General features: G+C 59.3%; 18 protein-coding genes. 5 read left to right on the top strand and 13 right to left on the bottom strand.

Annotated elements, in window-relative coordinates; genetic code table 11:
• Positions 1–2: 2 nt before the first annotated feature.
• From ACP3TY_RS24540 to ACP3TY_RS24555, 4 genes are all read right to left on the bottom strand, one after another.
• Positions 3–1,226, bottom strand: coding sequence for a type II toxin-antitoxin system HipA family toxin (locus tag ACP3TY_RS24540; protein WP_426618688.1), 1,224 nt, complete (start codon positions 1,224–1,226; stop codon positions 3–5).
• On the bottom strand, positions 1,219–1,467 hold the full coding sequence (locus tag ACP3TY_RS24545) for a helix-turn-helix domain-containing protein (RefSeq protein ID WP_007917667.1): 249 nt from the start codon (positions 1,465–1,467) through the stop codon (positions 1,219–1,221). Before ACP3TY_RS24545 ends, ACP3TY_RS24540 begins: the two co-directional genes overlap by 8 nt.
• Positions 1,468–1,577: 110 nt before the next feature.
• Positions 1,578–2,966 (bottom strand): heavy metal sensor histidine kinase, encoded by a 1,389-nt coding sequence (locus ACP3TY_RS24550; RefSeq protein WP_426618689.1) that lies wholly within the window; start codon positions 2,964–2,966, stop codon positions 1,578–1,580.
• Positions 2,956–3,636: a heavy metal response regulator transcription factor gene (locus ACP3TY_RS24555; protein ID WP_053116476.1), complete on the bottom strand. Its 681-nt coding sequence runs from the start codon at positions 3,634–3,636 to the stop codon at positions 2,956–2,958. The genes ACP3TY_RS24550 and ACP3TY_RS24555 overlap by 11 nt, the downstream gene beginning before the upstream one ends.
• Before the next feature lie 135 nt (positions 3,637–3,771).
• Between ACP3TY_RS24555 and ACP3TY_RS24560 the strand changes: the two genes are divergently transcribed.
• A complete protein-coding gene (locus ACP3TY_RS24560) occupies positions 3,772–4,257 on the top strand; it encodes a GlcG/HbpS family heme-binding protein (RefSeq protein ID WP_426618690.1) in 486 nt (161 codons plus the stop codon).
• A 12-nt stretch (positions 4,258–4,269) separates the two neighbouring features.
• The gene (gene uraH / locus ACP3TY_RS24565; RefSeq protein WP_016987599.1) at positions 4,270–4,680 is read left to right on the top strand and encodes a hydroxyisourate hydrolase; all 411 of its coding nucleotides are present in this window, start codon (positions 4,270–4,272) and stop codon (positions 4,678–4,680) included.
• 125 nt (positions 4,681–4,805) lie between these two features.
• Here the strand turns inward: uraH and ACP3TY_RS24570 are convergent, their stop codons facing one another.
• On the bottom strand, positions 4,806–5,483 hold the full coding sequence (locus tag ACP3TY_RS24570; RefSeq protein WP_426618691.1) for a Crp/Fnr family transcriptional regulator: 678 nt from the start codon (positions 5,481–5,483) through the stop codon (positions 4,806–4,808).
• Positions 5,484–5,566: 83 nt separating this feature from the next.
• On the opposite strand from ACP3TY_RS24570, the gene ACP3TY_RS24575 reads away from it, so the two are divergent.
• Complete coding sequence (locus ACP3TY_RS24575) at positions 5,567–6,094, top strand: DUF962 domain-containing protein (protein WP_426618692.1); 528 nt, start codon at positions 5,567–5,569, stop codon at positions 6,092–6,094.
• 153 nt (positions 6,095–6,247) lie between these two features.
• On the opposite strand, the gene ACP3TY_RS24580 is transcribed toward ACP3TY_RS24575, so the two are convergent.
• The 6 genes from ACP3TY_RS24580 to dibA form a co-directional block, all read right to left on the bottom strand.
• On the bottom strand, positions 6,248–7,237 hold the full coding sequence (locus tag ACP3TY_RS24580; RefSeq protein ID WP_053116472.1) for a sulfate/molybdate ABC transporter ATP-binding protein: 990 nt from the start codon (positions 7,235–7,237) through the stop codon (positions 6,248–6,250).
• Positions 7,238–7,240: 3 nt separating this feature from the next.
• Positions 7,241–8,113: a sulfate ABC transporter permease subunit CysW gene (cysW, locus tag ACP3TY_RS24585; protein ID WP_034151824.1), complete on the bottom strand. Its 873-nt coding sequence runs from the start codon at positions 8,111–8,113 to the stop codon at positions 7,241–7,243.
• A gap of 13 nt (positions 8,114–8,126) precedes the next feature.
• Positions 8,127–8,945, bottom strand: coding sequence for a sulfate ABC transporter permease subunit CysT (gene cysT / locus ACP3TY_RS24590; RefSeq protein WP_008080019.1), 819 nt, complete (start codon positions 8,943–8,945; stop codon positions 8,127–8,129).
• 131 nt (positions 8,946–9,076) lie between these two features.
• Positions 9,077–10,090, bottom strand: coding sequence for a sulfate ABC transporter substrate-binding protein (locus ACP3TY_RS24595; protein ID WP_008080017.1), 1,014 nt, complete (start codon positions 10,088–10,090; stop codon positions 9,077–9,079).
• Between the two features lie 148 nt (positions 10,091–10,238).
• Positions 10,239–10,421: a sulfur starvation response protein OscA gene (gene oscA, locus ACP3TY_RS24600; RefSeq protein WP_007917682.1), complete on the bottom strand. Its 183-nt coding sequence runs from the start codon at positions 10,419–10,421 to the stop codon at positions 10,239–10,241.
• A gap of 236 nt (positions 10,422–10,657) precedes the next feature.
• Positions 10,658–12,577, bottom strand: coding sequence for a phosphodiesterase DibA (gene dibA, locus ACP3TY_RS24605; RefSeq protein ID WP_426618693.1), 1,920 nt, complete (start codon positions 12,575–12,577; stop codon positions 10,658–10,660).
• Positions 12,578–12,723: 146 nt separating this feature from the next.
• Here dibA and desA point away from each other — a divergent pair, with 146 nt between their 5' ends.
• Together desA and ACP3TY_RS24615 are read left to right on the top strand one after the other, a co-directional pair.
• Positions 12,724–13,905: a delta-9 fatty acid desaturase DesA gene (gene desA / locus ACP3TY_RS24610; RefSeq protein WP_159811956.1), complete on the top strand. Its 1,182-nt coding sequence runs from the start codon at positions 12,724–12,726 to the stop codon at positions 13,903–13,905.
• Positions 13,906–14,148: 243 nt separating this feature from the next.
• Positions 14,149–15,138: a GGDEF domain-containing protein gene (locus tag ACP3TY_RS24615; protein ID WP_426618694.1), complete on the top strand. Its 990-nt coding sequence runs from the start codon at positions 14,149–14,151 to the stop codon at positions 15,136–15,138.
• Between the two features lie 112 nt (positions 15,139–15,250).
• On the opposite strand, the gene ACP3TY_RS24620 is transcribed toward ACP3TY_RS24615, so the two are convergent.
• Complete coding sequence (locus ACP3TY_RS24620) at positions 15,251–16,462, bottom strand: response regulator (RefSeq protein ID WP_053116467.1); 1,212 nt, start codon at positions 16,460–16,462, stop codon at positions 15,251–15,253.
• A gap of 137 nt (positions 16,463–16,599) precedes the next feature.
• Entirely contained in the window at positions 16,600–17,877 is a 1,278-nt protein-coding gene (gene gabT, locus ACP3TY_RS24625) for a 4-aminobutyrate--2-oxoglutarate transaminase (protein WP_008080000.1), read from the bottom strand.
• Positions 17,878–17,986: the final 109 nt, after the last annotated feature.

A 17,986-nucleotide genomic window follows, 5' to 3' on the forward strand; every position in this document is an offset into this window, starting at 1 on the left:
CGTCAGCCTTTAGCCAGACTGCGTTCCATACCGGATGACCATTGTTCGATCATCGCAGCACCCATCGCGGCGAACGCCGGATGACTGGCGCCGTACTCCGCCATTTCGCCCATTGCCACCTGCATACCGTTAGCGACTTGCTGCAGTAATTCATTGCAACGCGCCTCCGTCAGATTGCAGGCCGTACGACCGAACCGCATCAGCATTTTGTGCTTGGGCCAAGCCTTCGAGCCACCCAAGAGCAACGCCATACTGTCGTTCTTTATGTAGACCGATGTGGTGATGATGTCGTATGCGGGCGCGAGTCTGATTGTCGATTCCTCGCCGCAGCTTTCGTAAAGCACGCCGAAGTTTTTGAGATGAGCGTCGCCGTTTTTCACGCCTGCGGACAAAGCCACAATCTTGAAAAATGCTTCCAGCGCCAGATTGAGCAATGCAGGCGAAACAAACGCTTTGATCTGCCGGGCCGCGCCTTCGTAAGAGCCGTCGTATTTGGCTTTCGACGGCCAACCGTTGAGCACGCAGAAGTCCTCAAAACCCAGGTAGCCCGTAGCGCTCAAATCAAAGCGCTCGATAACCAGAAACCTGCCATGTTCGCTGAGCTCGAAGTTCGGCACGTCTAGCCCGCAGTGTTGCGCGGCACGCATGCAGAAGTATTCGTTGGTCGCCAAGTGCGGATATTCATCAGCCCGAAAAGCTTTGACCAAATGGGTCGATCCCCGATGCGTCAGACGATCAATCGCAGCCGCACTGTCACGTACCAGCACTTTAGGCTGCACCCCGGACACTCCGGAATACTGGCCATAGGTTTGCAACAGATCCTCGAACAGGCCTTGCGCACCATCGTGCACCAGCAGATCGGCCAGCGACGTTTCAGGCGGGCGATCCGTCATCGATGGGCTGGCAATGGATAACCGACCGAGCTGATAGGGGCCGACAATGGCCAGCAATGCAAAGTCATCGAAGCCGCGAACTGCTTTGCTGAAACGCCGAACCAGCTCATCACGAAGGGCGCCTTCGGGCAGATTCATCTCGAAAACCGGATGAATGCCATGCTCCCAACGATAACTCTCCAGGCGGGACGGCATTGTCAGTGACACGGCATTTTCAGCACTGATTTCTTCGCGGTAACTGAAGACGCTGTCGACTCGATCTTGCCCGCGCGCCAACGTTCCCACCGCTTGCCCGCCGACACAGACATTTAATCGATCTGACGACTCAATCATGGAAGTTGACCTTTTGCAGCGTATCGAGTGTCGGTCGACGAGACTGACGCGGAACCGCAGTCAGCTCATAGCCAAAACCGTTGAGGATCGCTTCGACTTTGCGTAGGCCGATTTCCGAAATAGTGTTGTTTTCGATCCCCGAAATCGTCGCGCGGCTCATTCCGTATTGCTGAGCCAGTGCCTGCTGGGTCATTTTGTTCGCCTTGCGCAGGGCTTTGATCAACTCGCCAAGCTGTTCCATAGAGCTTCCTGCATCAAATATGGTGCAAATTTAGATATATGCTTAATTTGCATCGCATTTGATGCATTCACTGAAGAAGATTAGCCTAGTTCCCAGTGATCACGAAGCAATTACTTGCTCACCACAAACCCCAGCTCAAAAACAGTGCCGTCAGCATCACTACTCACCCGCACCTGTCCCCCATGCAACTGCATGATCGACTGCACGATCGCCAACCCCAAGCCACCCGAATCCCCCGGTTCTGCCCGTGAAGGATCGACGCGGTAGAAACGGTCGAACAGTTTGCTCAGATGCGCCTGCGCAATCGCCGGGCCATGGTTGTGCACTTGCAACCAGCACTCACCCGACTCGTCGCGGCGACGCAGACTGATCACCGATCCTTGATCGGCATGACGCACGGCATTGGCCAGCAGATTGCCGAGCGCCCGTTGCAACAATTGCTGATCGGCAAGCAGTTCACCGTGCAGTTGATTGTCCAGCCGCACGTCACGGTCATCCGCCAAGGCTTCAAAGTAATCACACAGCTCACCGCCAACGCTGTGCAAATCCAGGGTTTGCAGATTCAGCGCGCGTTCGGCCTGTTCTGCACGGGCAAGGAACATCAGGTTTTCCGCCATGCGCTTCAGCCTTTCGAACTCTTCCATGTTCGAGGCCAGCACTTCCTGATATTCCTCGGTGCTGCGCGGATGATTCAGCGCCTGGCCGTTACTGGCGAGCAAGGTGTGCAACGGCGTGCGGATTTCGTGGGCGAGGTCGGCGGAGAACTGCGACAGGCGCTGCACGCTGTCGTCCAGCCGCGCGAGCATGCCGTTGAGCGCCTGCACCGGTTCAAGCAATTCTGCCGGCGTGCCATTGGCAGGTAGGCGTTGATCAAGGCTACGCAGATCGATGCCGCGCACCGCTTCGCTCAACTGCCGCAACGGTTGCAGGCCCCGGCGCAGCAAGAGCAAGCCCAAGGCAAAAGCGAGCAACGCACCGAGGCCAACCGACAGGTACAAGCGCATGCGATAACTGCCGAGCATCTGCTCACGCTCGCTCAGCACTTTGCCGGCAATGACCGTCAGCGGCTCGCCGTTCGGCCCCTGCGCTTCGCCGGACAACAGCGCCAGTTCAGCACCGTCCGGCGCTTGCCACGTGAGTACATCGGGACGCTGCGGCGTTTGCTCGCGGGGGATGGCGTTCAGTGCGGGCAACTCGCGTTGCCGTGGATTGATCGCGATCACGCTCGATCCGTCGGCGCGGCGCACCAGCAACAGGCTGTCGAGATTGCCGAGCATGTTCTGATACAGCCGAGGCCGCGCCTGCAAAGCGCCGAGGCTGTCGCTGTCGGCGAGCAAGGCGCGCACTTGCTCCAGTCGACCGAGCAACGCGAGGTCGTCGCGGTAGGCGATTTCCGAGGCCAGCGAGCGGTAGAGAAACACGCCAATCGCGCTCAGCACCAAGGCGCAAACAATCGCGAACGCCAGCGCCAGTCGCCAGGCGATCGACTTAGAGCGCATCGTCCGGCGCTTCCAGTTGATAACCGACACCGCGCACGGTGTGGATGAGTTTGGGCATGTACGGATCATCGACTTTAGAGCGCAAACGCCGCACGGCGACTTCGACCATGTTGGTGTCGCTGTCAAAATTCAGGTTCCACACCTGCGAGGCGATCAGCGTGCGCGACAGCACTTCGCCCTGGCGACTGGCGAGCAATTGCAGCAGGGCGAACTCCTTGTTGGTCAGGGCGATGCGCTGGCCATTGCGGCTAACGCGGCGGCGCAGCACATCGATTTCCAGATCGGCGATGCTGTACGACTCGGCTTCGCGCATCGGCCCGCGGCGCAGCAAGGTGCGCACGCGCGCGAGCAGTTCGGCGAAGGCGAAGGGTTTCAGCAAGTAATCGTCGGCGCCCAGTTCGAGGCCGCGCACACGGTCTTCGATGGCGTCCTTGGCGGTGAGAAACAGCACCGGCGTGGCGCCGCGCTGGCGAATCAGCTGCAGCAGTTGCCAGCCGTTGAGGCCGGGCAGCATCACGTCGAGGATGATCAGGTCATATTCCTGCTGCTCGATAAAGTAGCGCCCATCGAGACCGTTGAGCGCCACGTCCACGGCAAAACCCGACTCGCCCAGGCCCTTGGCGAGGAAATTTGCGGTTTTGGCTTCATCTTCTACGACCAGCAAACGCATGGCACACCTCGATTGATAGGCACACAGGCTAGGCGCCTTCGGCGACGTTGCCCATTACAAACTTGTAATCCAACTGACGAGGTTCTGACGAAGACCGCCGATTAAGGTGACGGCCTTCGCTTCTGGAGCTTGTCCATGACCCTGAAATTCTTGCTCGCCAGCCTGACCCTCGGCCTCAGCGCCGGGGTTTACGCCAGCCCGGAACTGCCGCGTCACGCTGACCTCGACCTGAAAACCGCACGTCTGCTCGCCGACACCGCCATGACCAATTGCACCGGCACGGTGTCGGTGCTCGATCGCGGCGGCAACTTGCTGGTGACCTTGCGCGGCGACGGCGTCGGCCCGCATAACACCATTGCCAGCCAACGCAAGGCGTACACCGCGCTGTCGACCAAAACCGCCACCCGACTGTTCGCCGAGCGTGCTCGCAGTAACCCGGAAACCGCCAACCTCAACACCCTCGACGAATTGTTGTTGCTCGGCGGCGGTATTCCGCTGTTCCTCGGCACTGAACTAGTGGGCGCGATGGGCGTGGCCGGTTCCGGCGGCGGTGAGCAAGACGAAAACTGTGCAATCAAGGCGGCCGAGAAAACCGGCCTGGCCACCACCCGTTCCCAATAAGGAGATGCATCGATGAATACTTTGCGCATGACTTTCGCAGCGCTCGGCCTGAGCGCTTTCTCAAGCCTGGCGCTGGCCGCTGGCAACCCGTTGAGCGTGCACGTGCTCAATCTGGAAAACGGCCTGCCGTCGCCGGGCATCAACGTGACCCTGGAGAAACATGTCGGTCAGGACTGGCAGCCGCTGGCTCAGGGCACCACCAATGAACAAGGACGCATCGCCGAGCTGTTCCCGGCCAAGCAGCCTTTTGAGGCGGGTGAATACCGCGTGGTGTTCAAGACTGGCGAGTACTTCAAGAAGGTCAAGCACGACACGTTCTTCCCGGAGATTCCGGTGATCTTCGAGGTAAAACAGACCGATCAGCATTACCACATCCCGCTGCTGCTGAGCCCGTACGGTTTCTCGACCTATCGCGGTTCCTGAGCCCTACACAAATCCCCCTGTAGGAGTGAGCCTGCTCGCGATAGCAGTCTGTCAGTTGATCAATCTGTGACTGACAGACCGCTATCGCGAGCAGGCTCACTCCTACAATGGTTCGGTGTTAGATCCTAGATCGTGGCCAAGGCGCGCAACCGCGTGGCGTCAAGGATTTCGATTTCGCCATACCCGAGCCCGATAATCCCCTGCCCCTGCAAATCCTTGAGAATCTGGTTGGTGGTCTGCCGCGACAGCGACAGCATTGATGCCAACTGCTCCTGCGGCAGTTGCAGCACCCGGCGTGGCGCGTCGAGTTCGCCGTAGCCTTCGGCGATCATCAACAAGCGATGGGCCAGACGTGCCGGGGCTGGCAGCAGGCTCAGTTGTTCCAGATTGATAAAGGTCAGGCGCAGTTTGTGGCTCATCAGCAGCGCCAGATGTCGCCAGTACACCGGGTTCTCATCCAGCAATTTCAGCAACGTCGCCTGCGGGATATTCAGCAGCGTACACGGCCCGACTGCATACGCATCATGGGTACGCGGCTGCCCGTCGAACAGGCAGATTTCGCCAAACCAGTGCGGCGCCTCCACCAGACTCAACAGCGCCTCTTTGCCCTGCTCACTCACCGCACCAATGCGCACCGCGCCCTCAAGCACCGCGTACAAACCGCACGGCGCATCACCACGCTGAAACAAGCGCTGCCCTGCCGTCAGCCGCCGCTCCCGGGCCGCCGCCAGCAAGCTATCCTGAAAGGACACCGGCAGATGACTGAACCACTGGCCGCTCATCAGCCGTGAACGAATTTGCATAAACACTCCTGGATTGTCGCCTGCCTGACAGAGCGAACCCTGATCCCGAGGGATGATGTGATCAACCCTACCGGAGGAAAACAATGAAAAGCCTCGTCGACCATCTCAGTCAATACGCCGCCTACCACCGTGATCCGCGCAACATCGCCAGCCACTTTATCGGCATTCCGCTGATTGTGGTGGCGGTGGCGGTTTTGTTGTCGCGGCCGGAATGGTCGCTTGGCGGCTTGTGGATATCTCCAGCCGTTATCGTGGCGCTGGCCTCGGCGTGGTTTTACCTGAGACTGGAAGTGAAGCTCGGCGTATTGATGACCGCGCTGATGGGCCTGTCGGTCTGGGCCGGGCACGTCTTGGCGCAGCAGAGCACCATGGTCTGGCTGAGCAGCGGCTTGGCGATGTTTGTGGTGGGCTGGGTGATCCAGTTTGTCGGGCATCACTATGAAGGACGCAAACCGGCATTTGTCGATGATGTGTCGGGGCTGATTGTCGGGCCGTTGTTTGTGGTGGCCGAACTGGCGTTCATGCTCGGGATGCGGCATGAGTTGAAAGAGCAGATCGAGGCGCGGGCGGGGGTTGTGCGAGTTAATCCGAACGGCAAAGCGGCGGCTTAGGCCGCTTGAAAGATCGCAGCCTGCGGCAGCTCCTACAGTGGGTTTCCGATCGTTCCCACGCTCTGCGTGGGAATGCCGCCATGGACGCTCCGCGTCCACTGTGACGCGGAGCGTCACGGGATGCGTTCCCACGCAGAGCGTGGGAACGATCAGTTAAAGGCTGGCGACTTTCTGCCAGACCTTCGGCTTGAAGAACAGGGTTTCACCCTTGGCCAAGCCGATCAAGCTGTCGTGGTCTTTCACCACTTCGGCCTCGATCAAATCCGTCTGCCCCTCAACCTTCAACGTCACCCGCGTGGTCGCGCCCAACGGCCGGATATCGCGCACCTCTGCCGCATGGTGATCCTCCAGCTCATGCCTCGACAACGACACCTCATGCGGACGGAACAGCACGTGATTGTCGTCGCTCAGCAGCAAGCGGTTCGAATCGCCGAGGAAGTGATAAACGAAATCGCTGGCCGGGTTTTCGTAAACGTCGCCCGGTGAACCGATCTGCTCGATCACACCCTTGTTCATCACCACGATACGGTCAGCAACCTCCATCGCCTCTTCCTGGTCGTGGGTCACGAACACCGACGTCAGGTTGATGTCTTCGTGCAGACGCGCCAACCAGCGGCGCAATTCCTTACGCACCTTGGCATCGAGGGCGCCGAACGGCTCATCCAGCAGCAACACTTTCGGCTCCACCGCCAAGGCACGGGCCAAAGCGATGCGCTGGCGCTGACCACCGGACAACTGCTCCGGATAACGATCCGACAACCAATCCAGCTGCACCATGTTCAGCAGTTCGTGAACCTTGACCGCGATCTGGCTTTCGCTCGGGCGCTGGTTTTTCGGTTTCATGCGCAGGCCGAACGCGACGTTGTCGAACACGGTCATGTGGCGGAACAACGCGTAATGCTGGAACACGAAACCGACGTTACGATCACGCACATCGTGGCCGGAAACGTCTTCACCGTGGAAAACGATGTTGCCGTTATCCGGGGTTTCCAGACCGGCAATGATCCGCAGCAGCGTGGTCTTGCCGCAGCCCGACGGGCCGAGCAGCGCGACCAGTTCACCGCTGTGAATGTCCAGGCTGATGTTGTCCAGCGCCTTGAACGCATTGAAATTCTTGCTGACGTTACGTACTTCGATCGACATGAATTATTCCTCCGCGGCGCTGGCGCGCAGGCGGTTGATACGGTTTTCGCTCCACTGCTTGGCCAGCAGGATGAAGAGCGCCAGGATCAGCAACAGGCTCGCCACGGCGAACGCGGCCACGTGGTTGTATTCGTTGTAGAGGATCTCGACGTGCAGCGGCAAGGTGTTGGTCACCCCGCGAATGTGCCCGGAGACCACCGACACCGCACCGAATTCACCCATGGCCCGCGCAGTACACAGCACCACGCCATAGATCAGGCCCCACTTGATGTTGGGCACGGTGACATGCCAGAACATCTGCCAGCCATTGGCGCCGAGCAGTCGCGCGGCTTCTTCTTCCTGCGTGCCTTGTTCCTGCATCAGCGGGATCAGCTCACGGGCCACGAACGGCACGGTGACAAAAATCGTCGCCAGTACGATGCCCGGCAAGGCGAAAACGATCTGGATGTCGTGATCCTGCAACCACGGCCCGAACAGGCCTTGCGCGCCAAACATCAGCACGTAGACCAGACCGGCGATCACCGGCGACACCGAGAACGGCAGGTCGATCAGCGTCACCAGCATGCTCTTGCCGCGGAACGAGTACTTGCTCACGCACCATGCGGCGCTGACGCCAAACACCAGGTTCAGCGGCACCGAAATCAGCACGGCGAACACGGTGAGTTTCAGTGCCGACAGTGCGTCCGGTTCAAAGATCGCGGTGAAAAATGCGCCGAGGCCATTCTTCAAACCCTGCGATACGACGATGAACAACGGCAGCAGCAGAAACAGGAAAAACACCAGCCAGCCAAGACCGATCAGCACTCTGCGCGAAGTGGCACTGCCACGGCGTGCAGCGTTGGCCGAAGAGGCGGCCGCAATAGACGATTGGGACATTGTTCGCGCCTCCTTATGGGGTTTCGATGCGCCGCTGCAGCAAGTTGATCAGCAGCAACAGTACGAAGGAAACCACCAGCATCAACACGCCGATAGCAGTGGCGCCGGTGTAATCGTATTGGTCGAGTTTGACCATGATCAGCAGCGGCAGGATCTCGGTTTTCATCGGCATGTTGCCGGCGATGAAAATCACCGAACCGTATTCGCCAACGCCACGCGCGAACGCCAAGGCAAAACCGGTCAGCCAGGCGGGCAGCAGCGCGGGGACGAGGATGTGGCGGAACACCTGCAGGGGTTTCGCACCGAGGCACGCGGCGGCTTCTTCGACTTCACGAGGGATGTCGGCCAGTACCGGCTGCACCGTACGCACCACGAATGGCAGTGTGACGAAGGTCAGCGCAAGGGTGATACCGAGCGGGGTGTAGGCGATTTTGAAACCGAGGTCGGCAGCGAATTGCCCGACCAGGCCGGCCGGCGCATACAGCGCAGTCAATGCGATACCGGCAACGGCGGTCGGCAGCGCGAACGGCAGATCGATCATCGCGTCGATCACCTTGCGCCCCGGGAACGTGTAACGCACCAGCACCCAGGCCAGCAGCGTACCGATGATGCCGTTGATGATCGCGGCACACAGCGCGGTGCCGAAGCTCAGCTTCAATGCCGCCAGCACGCGCGGTGCGGAGATGATCGCCCAGAACTGATCCCAGGTGAGTTGAGCGGCGTGGACGAACATCGCCGCCAGCGGGATAAGCACAATCAGGCTGAGGTACACCAAGGTGTAACCCAGCGTCAGCCCGAAGCCGGGTATGACGGGGGAGATACGACGCGACATAAAAGTCCTTGGTTGTGTGGCGAGGGAGCTTGCTCCCGCTGGACTGCGCAGCAGTCCCTACTTCTTATGAGCGCTGCGCACTCAAGCGGGAGCAAGCTCCCTCGCCACAATGAGTCCGGGGTCTGCTCAGATTACTGCGCCTGATAAATCTGGTCGAACACGCCACCGTCGTTGAAGAATTTCGGTTGCGCAGTTTTCCAGCCGCCGAAGTCCTTGTCGATGGTCACCAGATCCAGTTTCGGGAACTGCTGGGCGTATTTGGCGGCGACTTCTTTGTCACGCGGACGGTAGAAGTTTTTCGCGGCAATTTCCTGACCGGCCGGGCTGTACAGGTGTTTCAGATACGCTTCGGCGATCTGCTCGTTGCCCTTCTTCTCGGCGTTTTTGTCGACCACGGCCACTGGTGGCTCGGCGAGGATCGACAGCGAAGGCACGACGATGTCGAACTTATCGGCGCCGCCATCTTCTTTCAGGGCCAGGAACGCTTCGTTTTCCCAGGCCAGCAACACGTCGCCCTGACCGTTGTTGACGAAAGTAATGGTCGAACCGCGCGCACCGGTGTCGAGGATCGGCACGTGCTTGAACAGGGTCTGTACGTATTCTTTAGCTTTGGCTTCGTCACCGCCGTTGGCTTTCAGGCCATAGGCCCACGCGGCGAGGAAGTTCCAGCGTGCGCCGCCGGAGGTTTTCGGGTTCGGGGTGATCACCGAGACGTCGTTCTTGACCAGATCGCCCCAGTCCTTGATGCCTTTCGGGTTGCCCTTGCGTACCAGGAAGACGATGGTCGAGGTGTACGGCGTGCTCGCTTCCGGCAGACGCTTCTGCCAATCGGCCGGCAGGGTCTTGCCGAGTTTGGCGATTTCATCGATGTCGCCGGCCAGGGCCAGAGTCACCACGTCAGCGCGCAGACCGTCGATCACTGCACGACCCTGCTTGCCCGAACCGCCGTGGGATTGCTGGATTTTCACGGTGTCGCCGGCATGATCTTTCTGCCAGAACTTGATGAATTCAGCGTTGTAGTCCTGATACAGCTCGCGCGTCGGGTCATACGACACGTTGAGCAGCTCGTAATCCTTGGCAACCGCGGAACCGGCAAACACAGCACTGGCCAGGGCGGCCAAAGCGTAACGGCGAATCGACGACATGGTGAAAGCTCCTGGAATTCGGGTGGTGGCTTTTTTCTTATGTATTTCGTAAATCGTGGTGCCGGTTCAAAGATCGCAGCCTTCGGCAGCTCCTACACACACAGCCCCCTGTAGGAGCTGCCGCAGGCTGCGATCTTTTGATCTTCACTCAGCCCGGTTGCTTACCCGGTTGCTGCAAACGGAATTTCTCTTTGCGTTCGATCTGCACGACTTGCGCGTTGTGCACAGTGATCTCCACCGCGCCAAATCGCAGATCGCGCAGAGCGCTCTGGATTTCACGCAAGATGGTGCTTTCGTCCTGACCGTCAACGCTGCGAAGGGATGCGCTCATGGTGCTGCTCCTTTGAATGGGATATGCCTGGCAGTGGGCGGCACTGCGTTCGGCGTGGGAGCAATATAAGAGAGGCGCGGATATTCTTAAAAAGACTATTTAAGAATGTTTATATAACTGAAAAACATTATGTGGCGGGGCAAGGGTTTGCAGCCTGTTGAAGCAAAAGATCGCAGCCTTCGGCAGCTCCTACACAATTACTGTAGGAGCTGCCGAAGGCTGCGATCTTTTGATCTTTAACCAATCAATGGTGCGCAATCCCAATCAATCTCAACCGCTGGAACCGGCCGCCCAAACCAATACCCCTGCCCCAACTCACACTCTTGCTCCAGCAAAAACACCGCCTGCTCCGCCTGCTCGATCCCTTCAGCGTGCACCTGCATACCCATGCTGCGCGCCAGCGCGATGATGACCCGGACAATCGCTGCGTCATCCTCGTCCCACGGCAGCCCGGCGACGAAACCCTGATCAATCTTCAGCTTCTGCACCGGCAAGCGCTTGAGCCGCAACAGCGACGAATAACCGGTACCGAAATCATCAATCGCCAGACGAATCCCCAACTCACGCAAGCGGTGCATCTGCTCCAGCGCCACTTCCGGATCGTCCATCACCGCGCTCTCTGTAACTTCCAGCTCCAGATACGCCGGATCCAGCCCAGTATCGCGCAGCACCTGTGCCACTTGTTGATACAGCTCACGCCGCGCAAACAATCGCGACGAAACATTTACCGCAACAAACGACAGCACCACCCCGGCCCGCTGCCACTCGCACATCTGCTGACAAGCCTGCTGCATCACCCAGGCATCAATTTCGGCAATCAACCCGGTGCGCTCGGCAATCGGAATGAATTCCGCCGGCGACACCAGCCCACGCTGCGGATGCTGCCAGCGCACCAGCGCTTCTACGCCGATCAGGCGACTGGTTTTCAGGTCATGCACCGGTTGGTAGTAGACGCGCAGTTCTTGCAGCTCTAGCGCCCGGCGCAGTTCAAAGGCGATTTCGACCCGTTGCTGAGCGTGAGCGGTGAGCTCTTCGGTGTACAAGGCGTAACCGTTGCGCCCGCTGTTCTTGGCTTTGAACAGTGCGGCATCGGCGTTGCGCAACAGTTGTTCCGCGCTCAAGGCATCGCTGGGGAACAGGCTGATGCCGATGCTGGCATTGATGAACAGTTCGTGGCCGTCGATGCAGAACGGTTCTTTGAAGCCATCGAGAACGCGCTGGGCCAGCGCCGCCGCTTGCGCAGGCTGTGGACAACTCTCCGCGAGCACCGCGAACTCGTCACCACCGAGCCGCGCCAGGGTGATGCCGGGGCCGAAGAGTTCCTGCAACCGCGCCGCCACCGCCTTGAGCAACCGATCACCGACGTTATGCCCGAGGCTGTCGTTGATCATTTTGAAGAAATCCAGATCGATCAGCAGCAGCGCACAGCCACGTTTGTGGGTCTGCGCAGAGGTCAGCGCTTGCTCGGCGCGATCGCTGAACAGCAGGCGATTGGGCAGATCGGTCAATGGATCGTGGTGGGCGAGGCGTTTGAGTTCGTGCTCGGAATCCTTGATCGCGGTGATGTCGGAAAACACCGCCACGTAATGGCTGACCTCTCCGCGATCATCGTGAATGACGCGGATGGTTTGCCATTGTGGATAAATCTCGCCGCTCTTACGGCGGTTCCAGATTTCGCCGCTCCACTCTTCCTGCGACGCCAACGTGGCAAACATCGCCTGATAGAAGCCCGGCGGGTGATGGCCGGATTTGAACAGGCTCGGGCGCTGACCGATAACTTCTTCACGCTGATAACCGGTGATCTCGATAAAGGCGCGGTTAACGTGGACGATCAGCCCCTGACGATCGGTGACCAACACGCCTTCGCGGGTGCAATCGAACACGGCCGCCGCCTGCCGCAGACGCTCGCGATCGGCGTGACGCTCACGCAATCGCGCTCCGATGCCGAGAAACTCACACAAACGTGCGCGCGCCAGAAAAATCAGCCCGGCGCTGACCGCCGCAAACAGATAACCGTTGATCAGTTGCCAACGAGCAAGATCGACGGAGTTATCGAAGAAATTGTTTAATAAATAATCAGAACCTTGCAACCAGACAGCGGCAAGCACGAGATAGAGCAGCGCTGCACGCAAGGCATCGCGATAAGTGGCAGACATTCGGCTGTCCATGTCCCTACAAAAAGGTTGGAATTATAGGCCAAGTAACATCCAGCGACTCTTATCTGAAAGGGCGACTGGTTTTATCTGTGTGCTTAGTGATAATGCAACGGCTGTTTTTATCTTTATCGAGGGCCCTATAGCCTATGTGGTACGAAGGTTTTCTTGGCTTGTCGGCCTGGTCTCTGGTCGCGGTCACCCTGCTGATGACCCACGTGACGATTGTAGCCGTCACCGTCTATCTGCACCGTTATTCGGCCCATCGCTCGCTGGAGCTGAATGCTGGCCTGAAACATTTCTTCCGTTTCTGGCTGTGGCTGACCACGGCGCAGAACACCCGCGAGTGGACAGCCATCCACCGTAAACACCACGCCAAGTGCGAAACCGAGGACGACCCGCACAGCCCGGTTATCAAAGGTCTTTCCACCGTCCTGCGTACCGGTGCCGAGCTGTACCGCGCCGAAGCGCAGAACCCGGAAACCCTGCGCATCTACGGCAAGAACTGCCCGGAAGACTGGATCGAACGCAATGTCTACAGCCGTTATCCGCTGCTGGGCGTGGCGATCATGGGCGTTATCGACCTGATGCTGTTCGGCACCATCGGCATCACCATCTGGGCGATCCAGATGATGTGGATCCCGGTGTGGGCCGCTGGCGTCATCAACGGTCTCGGTCACGCGGTCGGCTATCGCAACTTCGAATGCCGCGACGCGGCGACCAATCTGGTGCCGTGGGGCATCCTGATCGGCGGCGAAGAACTGCATAACAACCATCACACCTACCCGAACTCGGCCAAGCTGTCGGTGAAGAAGTGGGAGTTCGACCTCGGTTGGGCGTGGATCAAAGTCTTCAGCTTCTTCCGTTTGGCCAAGGTTCAGCGCGTTGCGCCAATTGCCCACCGTGTCGAAGGCAAGGGCAATCTGGACATGGACACCGCGATGGCGATCCTCAACAACCGCTTCCAGATCATGGCCCAGTACCGCAAATTGGTGATTGGCCCACTGGTTCAGCAAGAACTGGCCAAGGTCGATCACTCGGTGCGTCACCAGTTTCACCGGGCCAAGCGCCTGCTGTCGCGGGAAACCAGCCTGCTGGAAGACCGTCATCACTTGCGCATCCAGAACATGCTCGAGCACAGCCAGGCACTGAAGGTGATTTACGAAAAACGCCTGGCCCTGCAGCAGATCTGGGTCAAGACCAGTTCCAATGGCCACGACATGCTCGCCGCCATCAAAGAGTGGGTTCACGAAGCGGAAGCCAGCGGCATCCAGTCCCTGCGCGATTTCGCCGGCCAGTTGAAAACCTACTCCCTGCGCCCTACCGCCTAAACACCGGCCCCAAGAAGGAGCTGCCGCGGGCTGCGATGTTTTGATTCTGTTTGTTGAAATCAAAAGATCGCAGCCTCGTTTCACTCGACAGCTCCTACAGGTGTGCCGCGATGGCCGCTTGGCAGGATCCGGTAAAAACCGGGAACTTCGCCCAAAATCCCCTATCTCAAAGACACTTCGCCATCCCGGCGGGCTGTTCTGTGGCCGTTGTCGATTGCGGCACGCCCTTTGAGACTTGTGCCGATGGTCAATAACAACCAAAAAGACTCATCTTTCCCGCAGTGGCCCGAAGCCGCGCAAACCCTCATGGCCTTGATGCACGCCCAGGGCGAAGTCGCCCGTTTGAGCGAACGCGAACAGCTGTTCAGCTCGCTGCTGGTCAGTGTCAACGCGGTGCTTTGGGCGTTTAACTGGGAAACCCGTCAGGTGCTGTACGTCAGCCCCGCGTATGAACGAATTTTCGGCCGTTCCGCCGGCCTTCTCCTCGCCGACTACAACCAGTGGCGCGACAGCATTTACCCCGACGACCTCGAATACGCTGAACGCAGCCTCGCCGAAGTCCTGCACAAGGGCGCGGTGGAAGATCGCGAATACCGCATCATCGCCGCCGATGGCCAGATCCGCTGGCTCAGCGACAAATGCTTCATCAATCGTCAGGACGATACCGGCCAACCGGTGATCATCGTCGGCATTGCCGAAGACATCACCGAAAAGAAGCAGATGGAAACCGAGCTGCATCGTCTGGCAACCACCGACGTGCTGACACAAAGCAGCAACCGCCGGCACTTCTTCGAATGCGCCCACCGCGAGTTTGAAGAGGCGCGGCTGCAAGGTTCGCCGATGGCGTTTTTGCTGCTGGATATTGATGACTTCAAAGTGATCAACGACAGTTACGGCCATCCCGAGGGCGACAATGTGCTGCAACGGGTTGCCGAGTGCGGGCGCGGATCTTTGCGTCGCGGTGATCTGTTCGGGCGGATTGGCGGGGAGGAATTTGCGGCTGTGTTTCCAGGGTGCGCGCCGGACATGGCGATGCAGGTCGCGGAACGCTTGCAACAGGAGATTCAACGTCTGAGTTTCAACCACGATGGCCAGACCTTCAGCATCACCGTGAGCCAGGGCCTAACCAGCCTCACCGACGAAGATGAAAGCCTCGACAGCCTGTTCGCCCGCGCGGATGCGGCGATGTACGAAGCCAAGCGCCAAGGCAAGAACCGCATTATCTCTGCCTGAACACGAACACAAACCCTGTAGGAGCTGCGGCACGCTGCGATCTTTTGATCTTGTTTTAAAGATAAAAAGATCGCAGCGTGCCGCAGCTCCTACAGGGGAGTTGTGTGAAATGTTATTTGCGCATCCGCATCAACTCCGGCAAGCCGATCTTGAGCAGCCGTGCCGTGCGGCTTTTCGCCAATTCTTCGATGCCTTCATGCTCGGTCAGGTGCGCCATTTGCGCCGCCATGTTCATCACCAGCGCTTCACGGGAATACACCCCGCCACCGAGTTGATACACCGCCGCAATCAACTCACGCAGCTCCAGTGGCAAGCGCCAACGCGTGCGCAGTGCCGATCCATACGCCGCACCAAATTCCGCCAGCGCCTCACCAACCTCCTCCAGCTCATCCAGCGCGCCACCGGCCTGCTGCCATTCCTGCAAACAACGCAGCAACGCCAGATCACCCAACCGATGCAGCATCCCCGCGCAGTAGCAGCGCTCCTGATCCAGATCGAGCAAACGCGCCAACGTGCGCGCATATTCGGCAGTGTGCAGCGAAAGCCCCCAATAACGCTCGGCATAATCCGCCAGACACGGATCGCTGAGCCTGGCGCTACGCTTGAGCGCCAGCCCCAGAATCAAATTCATGCTCTGCCCGGTACCGAGCCGGTGCAGTGCCTGCGCCAATGTCTGCACTGGCGCGCCATGGTGTTGCGCGGCGCTGTTGGCGGCAGCGATCAACACGGCAGTGATCTGCGGATCGGTTTTTATCTCATCTTCGAGCACCTTCAGATCCAGCCCGCCAGGGTTGAGGCTGCGCTTCACCGCCACCTGCACATCGGTCATCAGCGGCGCGCCGTCGGCCTGCTCACGGCGTCGCTCGAGAAACACCGACAGCGTCATACCCGGCGCCAGCGCCGGCACTTCGCAGAACACCTCTTCCCCGGCATTGAGCAGCAACCCCTGCAAGCGCTGGGTCAGGCTTTCCATGTTCAGCGGTTTGGTCAGATACGCTGTCGGCGCCAGCGGAATCGCTTCGCGCACGCTGGCGCTGTCGTTGCGGCTGCTCATCAGAATGAACGGCAGCGGCGGATTGCGTTTGCGCTGCCGCACGCTGCGCAGCACGTTCAGACCATCGACGCCGGGCAGCTCCCAGTCAACGATGGCGAGGTCATACGGCACTTCGCTAAGCAACGACATCGCTTGTTGACCATCGGCGCACAGATCCAGCCGCGCATCGCAACGCACGTTCAGCAGCACTTGTTTGAGCAGGTCGCGCGACCACGGGTCGGCCTCGGCAATCAGCACTCGGGGTACGGCGGGTAAATCAACGGCGGTCATGCGCGCTCTCCCTTGCAATGCCTGAACCTTAGCCAATGCTGGCCTTTCGATACAGTGCTAAAGCCCCCGATGTGTTTCAAGGGGCGTAAAAAAACCCGCCGAAGCGGGTTTTTTGTCGATCAGGTCACACTGGGTGATCAGAGCTCGGAGAAGCACTCTTCGATGATCGCCAGACCTTTGTCCAGTTGCTCGTCCGGCGAGGTCAGCGGTACGAGTACGCGCAGAACGTTGCCGTAGGTGCCGCAAGACAGCAGGATCAGACCCTTGTCGCGTGCCTTGGCCACAACCGATGCCACTGCTGCAGCGTTCGGCTTGTGGCTGTCGCCGTTTTCGAACAGCTCGACCGCGATCATCGCGCCCAGCGCACGGACTTCACCGATCACCGGGTACTTGGCCTGGATAGCCTTCAGGCCAGTCACCAGACGCTCGCCGACTGCTTTGCAGCGATCAAGCAGGTTCTCTTCTTCGAACACTTCCATCACGGCCAGCGCAGCGGCGCAAGCGATCGGGCTACCGGCGTAGGTGCCGCCCAGGCCGCCTGGAGCAATGGCGTCCATGTATTCGGCCTTGCCGCAGACACCGGCCAGCGGGAAGCCGCCAGCGATGGATTTGGCGAAGGTGGTCAGGTCGGCAGCAACGCCCATCTGTTCCATGGCGAAGAAGGTACCGGTACGGCCAGCGCCAGTCTGTACTTCGTCAGCGATCAGCAGGATGCCGTGCTGGTCGCACAGAGCGCGCAGGCGCTTCATGAACTCTTTCGGCGCGACGTAGAAACCACCTTCACCCTGTACAGGCTCGATGATGATCGCGGCGATGTCTTTCGGCTCGGCGTCGTTCTTGAAGATGCGTTCGATCGAAGCGATCGAATCGTCGATGCTCACGCCGTGCAGTTCGTTCGGGTATAGCGCGCGGAAGATGCCGCCTGGCATCAGGCCCATGCCGGCCGAGTAAGGCACGACTTTACCGGTCAGGCCCAGGGTCATCATGGTGCGACCGTGGTAAGCGCCGGTGAAGGCGATCACGCCGGCACGGCCAGTGGCGGCACGGGCGATTTTCACGGCGTTTTCGACGGCTTCGGAACCGGTGGTAACCAGCAGGGTTTTCTTGGCGAAATCACCCGGGATCTTCGCGTTGATTTTTTCGCACACTTCTACGTACGGCTCGTAAGCCAGCACCTGGAAGCAAGTGTGGGTCAGCTTGTTCAGCTGTTCGGTCACGGCGGCGATGATTTTCGGGTGCACGTGGCCGGTGTTCAGTACAGCGATACCGCCGGCGAAGTCGATGAACTCACGACCTTCAACGTCAGTCACGGTAGCGTTTTTTGCCGACTCAGCGAAGATCGGGTGAATCTGGCCAACACCACGTGGAACAGCTGCGGTACGGCGGGCCATCAGTTCAGCGTTAGTCTTGCTCATTACAGTCCTCATTCGCCGCTCATCGGGCGGCGTTGTTCAAGGATTAAGCGGGAGGAAGCGACGGTGGCAGCATGCGATGATCGACTGCCACGGCGTTCCCGGCCGCAGA

It is taken from the genome of Pseudomonas rustica, from assembly GCF_049959085.1.
GTDB lineage: Bacteria > Pseudomonadota > Gammaproteobacteria > Pseudomonadales > Pseudomonadaceae > Aquipseudomonas > Aquipseudomonas rustica.

Bases quoted from the DNA above. Each gene is read 5' to 3' on its own strand.
- ACP3TY_RS24540 (WP_426618688.1), bottom strand. From the start codon at position 1,226: ATGATTGAGTCGTCAGATCGATTAAATGTCTGTGTCGGCGGGCAAGCG.
- ACP3TY_RS24545 (WP_007917667.1), bottom strand. From the start codon at position 1,467: ATGGAACAGCTTGGCGAGTTGATCAAAGCCCTGCGCAAGGCGAACAAA.
- ACP3TY_RS24550 (WP_426618689.1), bottom strand. From the start codon at position 2,966: ATGCGCTCTAAGTCGATCGCCTGGCGACTGGCGCTGGCGTTCGCGATT.
- ACP3TY_RS24555 (WP_053116476.1), bottom strand. From the start codon at position 3,636: ATGCGTTTGCTGGTCGTAGAAGATGAAGCCAAAACCGCAAATTTCCTC.
- ACP3TY_RS24560 (WP_426618690.1), top strand. From the start codon at position 3,772: ATGACCCTGAAATTCTTGCTCGCCAGCCTGACCCTCGGCCTCAGCGCC.
- uraH (WP_016987599.1), top strand. From the start codon at position 4,270: ATGAATACTTTGCGCATGACTTTCGCAGCGCTCGGCCTGAGCGCTTTC.
- ACP3TY_RS24570 (WP_426618691.1), bottom strand. From the start codon at position 5,483: ATGCAAATTCGTTCACGGCTGATGAGCGGCCAGTGGTTCAGTCATCTG.
- ACP3TY_RS24575 (WP_426618692.1), top strand. From the start codon at position 5,567: ATGAAAAGCCTCGTCGACCATCTCAGTCAATACGCCGCCTACCACCGT.
- ACP3TY_RS24580 (WP_053116472.1), bottom strand. From the start codon at position 7,237: ATGTCGATCGAAGTACGTAACGTCAGCAAGAATTTCAATGCGTTCAAG.
- cysW (WP_034151824.1), bottom strand. From the start codon at position 8,113: ATGTCCCAATCGTCTATTGCGGCCGCCTCTTCGGCCAACGCTGCACGC.
- cysT (WP_008080019.1), bottom strand. From the start codon at position 8,945: ATGTCGCGTCGTATCTCCCCCGTCATACCCGGCTTCGGGCTGACGCTG.
- ACP3TY_RS24595 (WP_008080017.1), bottom strand. From the start codon at position 10,090: ATGTCGTCGATTCGCCGTTACGCTTTGGCCGCCCTGGCCAGTGCTGTG.
- oscA (WP_007917682.1), bottom strand. From the start codon at position 10,421: ATGAGCGCATCCCTTCGCAGCGTTGACGGTCAGGACGAAAGCACCATC.
- dibA (WP_426618693.1), bottom strand. From the start codon at position 12,577: ATGTCTGCCACTTATCGCGATGCCTTGCGTGCAGCGCTGCTCTATCTC.
- desA (WP_159811956.1), top strand. From the start codon at position 12,724: ATGTGGTACGAAGGTTTTCTTGGCTTGTCGGCCTGGTCTCTGGTCGCG.
- ACP3TY_RS24615 (WP_426618694.1), top strand. From the start codon at position 14,149: ATGGTCAATAACAACCAAAAAGACTCATCTTTCCCGCAGTGGCCCGAA.
- ACP3TY_RS24620 (WP_053116467.1), bottom strand. From the start codon at position 16,462: ATGACCGCCGTTGATTTACCCGCCGTACCCCGAGTGCTGATTGCCGAG.
- gabT (WP_008080000.1), bottom strand. From the start codon at position 17,877: ATGAGCAAGACTAACGCTGAACTGATGGCCCGCCGTACCGCAGCTGTT.